The organism is Streptomyces sp. AC550_RSS872 (assembly GCF_019049285.1).
GTDB lineage: Bacteria > Actinomycetota > Actinomycetes > Streptomycetales > Streptomycetaceae > Streptomyces.
Genome location: NZ_JAGMUL010000097.1, coordinates 50,787 through 57,008 on the forward strand (window position 1 = coordinate 50,787; position 6,222 = coordinate 57,008).

1 protein-coding gene is annotated in these 6,222 nt (G+C 74.5%); it reads left to right on the plus strand.

What is annotated here, in order from left to right; genetic code table 11:
- Positions 1-6,222: type I polyketide synthase (locus KUM44_RS45970; protein ID WP_254390400.1), on the plus strand; the 6,222-nt coding region annotated here is incomplete at both ends.

Sequence of the window (6,222 nt, forward strand, 5' to 3'; positions counted from 1 at the left end):
TCGACACCGCCACCAACCTCCACCACCTCACCCTCGACCACCCCGTCACCACCTTCGTCCTCTACTCCTCCGCCGCCGGACAACTCGGCACCGCAGGACAGGCCAACTACGCCGCCGCCAACACCTACCTCGACGCCCTCGCCCACCACCGCCGCGCCCACGGCCACCCCGCCACCAGCCTCGCCTGGGGCTTCTGGAACACCCGCAGCACCATGACCGCCCACCTCACCGACAACGAGGAGGCGGCACGTCGCATGGCGGGCGCCGGGCTGCCGCCGATCTCCGGGGAGCAGGGCCTGGCGCTGTTCGACGCGGCGGTCGCGCTGGACGCGCCGGTCGCCGTGCCGCTGCCGCTGGAACTGGGCGCGCTGCGTGCCCAGGCCTCGGCGGGCACCTTGCCGCCGCTGTTCCGGGGGCTGGTGCGGGCCCCGGTCCGGCGGGCGGCCGGTGCCGGCGAGGGGGCCGGTGCGGGTACGGCGTTCGCCGCGGGGCTGCGGGAGCTGCCGGAGACGGAGCGCAGGCGGCTGCTGCTGGACCTGGTCCGTACGCACGCGGCCGGGGCACTGGGGCATGCGAGCCCCGAGGGGCTGGACGCGCGGCGGACCTTCCGGGAGCTGGGCTTCGACTCGCTGGCCGCCATCGAACTGCGCAACGGCGTGGGGGCGGTGACCGGGCTCAGGCTGCCGGCGACGCTGGTGTTCGACCATCCGACGCCGTCGGCCGTGGTGGACTTCCTGCTCGGCGAACTGACCGGCGGCGACGCGTCGCCGGGCGGGGCCCGCCCGGTTGTCTCCGCCGATCCGGGCGAGCCGATCGCCATCGTGGGCATGGCGTGCCGCTACCCCGGCGGGGTGGCCACCCCCGAGGAGCTGTGGGAGTTGGTCGCCGCCGGGCGGGACGCGATCGCCGGTATGCCCGAGGACCGCGGCTGGGACGTGGAGGAGCTCTACGACCCGGAGCTGGCGCGGCCGGGCACGTCGTATGTGCGCGACGGCGGCTTCCTCTACGACGCGGGCGAGTTCGACCCGGAGTTCTTCGGTATCTCGCCGCGCGAGGCGTTGGCCATGGACCCGCAGCAGCGACTGCTGCTCGAGACGTCCTGGGAGGCGCTGGAGCGGGCCGGTATCGATCCGCGCGCAGTGCGCGGCAGCCGGACGGGCGTGTTCGCCGGGGTGATGTACCACGACTACGGCTCCGGTCCGGGCGCGCTGCCCGACGAGGTCGAGGGGTTCATCGGCACCGGGTCGGCCGGCAGTGTCGCCTCGGGGCGGATCGCGTTCACGCTGGGTCTGGAGGGACCCGCGGTCACCCTGGACACCGCGTGCTCGTCCTCGCTGGTGGCCCTGCATCTGGCGGCGCAGGCCCTGCGCACCGGCGAGTGCGATCTGGCACTGGCCGGAGGGGTGACCGTGATGGCGACGCCCGGCGTGTTCGTGGAGCTGTCCCGGCAGGGCGGGCTGTCCCCCGACGGCCGCTGCCGGTCCTTCGCCGAGGGCGCCGACGGCACCGGCTGGGGCGAGGGCATCGGCATGCTGCTGGTGGAGCGGCTGTCGGACGCGCGCCGCAACGGCCATCCCGTGCTGGCCATCGTCCGCGGCTCGGCGGTCAACCAGGACGGTGCGTCCAACGGCCTGACCGCCCCCAACGGTCCCGCCCAGCAGCGGGTGATCGAACAGGCGCTGGCGGGCGCGGGCCTCGGCGGCGGCGACGTCGACGCGGTGGAGGCGCACGGTACGGGCACGACGCTCGGCGATCCGATCGAGGCCCAGGCCCTGCTGGCCACCTACGGCAGGCAGCGGACCGCGCGGCAGCCGTTGTGGCTGGGGTCCGTGAAGTCCAACATGGGTCACACCCAGGCCGCCGCCGGGGCCGCCGGCATCATCAAGATGATCATGGCGATGCGGCACGGGGTGCTGCCCAGGACCCTGCACGTGGACCGGCCGTCCCCGGAGGTCGACTGGTCCTCGGGCACCGTGGCACTGCTCACCGAGGAACAGCGGTGGCCGGACACCGGGCGCCCCCGCCGGGCCGGGGTGTCCTCCTTCGGCATCAGCGGCACCAACGCCCACGTCATCCTGGAACAACCGCCGGCCGACGAGGCACCCGAGCCGGAGCGTCCGGTCCCCGGCGGGAGTCTGCCCTGGGTGTTCTCCGCGCACGAACCGGCCGCGCTGTACGCCCAGGCCGAGCGGCTCCTCGCCCACGTGTCGGCGGACCCCGCGCTGTCCCCGGTGGACGTCGGACACACCCTGACGGGCCGGGCCCGGCTGGCGCACCGCGCGGTGGTGCTGGGCGGCGACCGGGAGGAACTGCTGGCCGGTACGGCGGCGTTGGCGTCCCGGACCGCCGACCCGGACGGGGCACTGCCACCGGGAGTGGTTCAGGGAGCCGCGGGCGACGGCCGGGTGGTCTTCGTGTTCCCCGGACAGGGTGCGCAGTGGGCGGGAATGGCGGCGGAACTGCTCGACTCCGCACCCGTCTTCCGCGACCGGCTGCTGGAGTGCGAGGAGGCACTGAGCCCCTACGTCGACTGGTCGCTGTCGGCCGTGCTGCGGCAGGAGCCGGGCACCCCGCCGTGGGACCGGGTGGACGTGGTGCAGCCCGCGCTGTGGGCGGTGATGGTGTCACTGGCCGCGCTGTGGCAGTCGTACGGCGTCGAACCGGATGCCGTGATCGGGCACTCGCAGGGCGAGATCGCCGCCGCCTGTGTCTGCGGGGCGCTGGACCTCGGGGACGGGGCCCGGGTGGTGGCGCTGCGGGCCAGGGCGATCGGCGGCGCGCTGGCCGGGCGCGGCGGGATGGTGTCGGTGGCGCTGCCGTCGGCGGAGGCCCGGGAACTCGTCGCCGGGTGGCCCGGACGCGTCTCCATAGCCTCCGTCAACGGGCCCGCCAGCACGGTGGTGGCCGGTGCGCCCGAGGCACTGGACGAGCTGCTCGCCAAGTGCGACCAGGACGGAGTGCGGGCCCGGCGCATCCCCGTGGACTACGCCTCCCACACCGCCCAGGTGGAGGAGATCGAGAGCACGCTGGCGGACGAACTGACCGGGATCGTGCCGCGCTCGTCGGCCGTGCCGTTCTTCTCCACCCTCACCGGCTCCCCGCTGGACACCGCGAAGCTGGACGGCTCGTACTGGTACCAGAACCTGCGCCACACCGTGGAGTTCGAGGCCGCGACCCGGGCCGCGATCGACCAGGGCTTCACCGTCTTCGCGGAGATCAGCCCGCACCCCGTACTGGTGCCGTCCGTCCAGGACAGCATCGACGACGCGGGCCGTGCCGGGGCGGCGGTGGGTTCGCTGCGCCGGGACGACGGGGGCACGCGGCGCTTCCTGACCTCGGTGGCCGAACTCGCCGTGCTGGGCGTCGACGTCGACTGGCCCGCGGTGTTCGCCGGGACCGGCGCCCGCCATGTCGACCTGCCGACCTATGCCTTCCGGCGCCGCCGGTTCTGGCTGGAGTCCCGCCGGGCCGCCGGCGACCTGACCGCGACCGGTTTGCAGGCGGCGGACCATCCGCTCCTTGCCGCGGCCGTGTCGCTGGCCGGCGGGGAGGGCGTCCTGCTCACCGGCCGGCTGTCCGGGCGTACCCAGCCGTGGCTGCTCGACCACGCCGTGTCCGGGCAGGTCCTGCTCCCCGGTACCGCCCTCGTCGACCTGGCGATCCGGGCGGGCGACCTCCTGGACCGCCCTCACCTGGACGAACTGACCCTGCAAGCCCCGCTGTTGCTGGACGCCGGCGCCAAGGACGAGGTCACGGTGCAGGTCCGGGCGACCCCGGACGGCGACACGGGCCGCTGCACGGTCACGGTGCACTCCCGTACCGGCGAGGACGAGTGGACGCTGCACGCGACCGGCGTCCTGAGCCAGGACGCGCCCGCGGAGCCCGCCCCCGAGACGGCCTGGCCGCCGGCCGGGGCCGAACCCGTCGAGGCGGACGGCGTCTACGCCGAACTCGCCGCCGGCGGCTACCACTACGGCCCGGCCTTCCAGGGCCTGCGGGCCGTCTGGCGGCGGGGCGAGGAACTGTTCGCGGAGATCCGGCTGCCCGAGTCCGAGCGGGAGGACGCGGCGCGCTACGGCGTCCATCCCGCCCTGCTGGACGCCGCGCTGCACGCGATGGCGTTCGCCGGTGACCGGGAGGGCGGCGTACGGCTGCCGTTCTCGTGGACCGGCGTGCAGTTGTACGCGACCGGGGCGACGGCGGCCCGGGTGCGGCTCACCGGCTCCGGGGACCAGCTCGCCCTGCTGCTCACCGACGAGACCGGACAGCCGGTTCTCTCGGTGGGGTCACTGGTGACCAGGCCCGCCGCCGTCGGCCGGCCGACGGGCGGCGCGCTGGAGGAGGCGCTGCTGCATCTCGACTGGACGGCGCTGGACGTCGAGGACGTGCCGGCCCCGTCGTGGGCGCTCGTCGGCGATGACCCGTTCGGACTGGCCGGGGCCGGCTCCGGGGTGCGGTCGGCGGCCGGTCTTGACGAGCTGGCCGCGGACGGCCCGGTGCCGGACGTCGTGGTCCGCTGTCTCGCCCCCGGGGCGCCGGACGACCCCGCGGCCGCCGCGCACGCGTCGGCGGAGGCGACCCTCGGCTGGGCCCGCGCCTGGCTGGCCGACGACCGGTTCGCCTCCTCCCGGCTGGTGTTCGTCACCTCGGGCGCGGTCGCCGCGGAGGACGCCGAGGACGTCACCGACCTCGGGAACTCGGCGAGCTGGGGTCTGGTGACCTCGGCGCGGACCGAGAACCCGGACCGTTTCGCGCTGGTCGACCTGGACGGGCGGGAGGAGTCCCTGGCTGTGTTCGGCCCGGCGCTGGCGTGTGCCGAGCCCCGGATCGCGATCCGCTGCGGCACGGTCACCGCGCCCCGGCTGGCCCGGTCCCGTTCCCATCCGGCGCTGCTGCCGCCGCCCGGACCGGGGCCGTGGCGCCTTGAGACCACGGGCCGCGGCTCGATCGAGAACGTGGAGCTGGTGCCCTGCCCCGAGGTGCTGGACCCGCTGGAGCCCGGCCAGGTCCGGATCGCGGTGCGTGCCGTCGGCCTCAACTTCCGGGACGTCATCGTCGCGCTCGGCATGGTCGAGGGGCAGAACGGCATCGGCGGCGACGTGGCCGGCACGGTGCTGGAGACCGGCGCCGGGGTGACCAACGTGGCCGTGGGCGACCGGGTGCTGGGGCTGTGCTCCGACTCGTTCGGCCCGGTCGCGGTGTGCGACCACCGGTTCCTGACCCCGATGCCGCAGGGCTGGTCCTACGAACAGGGCGCGACCGTCGCCATCACCCATCTCACCGCCTACTACGGCCTGGTGGACCTGGCGGACGTGCAGCCGGGCGAGTCGGTGCTGGTGCACGCCGCGGCCGGCGGCGTCGGAGTGGCGGCCGTGCAGCTGGCGCGGCAGCTGGGCGCCGAGGTCTACGGCACCGCCAGTGAGGGCAAGTGGCCGACCCTGCGGGAGTACGGGCTGGACGACGAGCACATCGCCAGCTCCCGGACGCTGGAGTTCGAGCAGCGGTTCCTGGAGTCCAGCAGCGGCTGCGGCATGGACGTCGTACTGGACTGTCTGGCCGGGGAGTTCGTGGACGCCGGGCTGCGGCTGCTGCCGCGCGGCGGACGGTTCCTGGAGATGGGCAAGACCGACAAGCGTGATCCGCAGCAGGTGGCCGCGGACCATCCGGATGTGGCGTATCAGGCGTACGACCTGATGGAGGCGGGGCCCGACCGGATCCAGGAGATGCTGGTCGCGGTGATGTCGCTGTACCGCGACGGGAAGCTGCTGCCGCCGCCGATCACGACGTACGACCTGCGCCGGGCCCGTACGGCGATGCGTGATCTGAGCCAGGCGAAACTGGTCGGCAAGGCGGTACTCACCGTGCCGCGGGGTATCGATCCGGACGGCACCGCCCTCATCACCGGCGGCACCGGCACCCTCGGCACCCTCCTCGCCCGTCACCTCGTCCACCACCACGGCGTCCGTCACCTGCTGCTCACCAGCCGACAAGGACCCGACGCCCCCGGCGCCACCGAACTCGCCGACGAACTCACCGCCACCGGCGCCCACATCACCATCACCGCCTGCGACACCACCGACCGCGACCAGCTCGCCGCACTCCTCACCGGCATCCCGCAGGACCACCCCCTCACCACCGTCATCCACACCGCAGGCACCCTCGACGACGCCACCACCACCAACCTCACCGACCACCAACTCCACACCGTCCTCCAACCCAAGA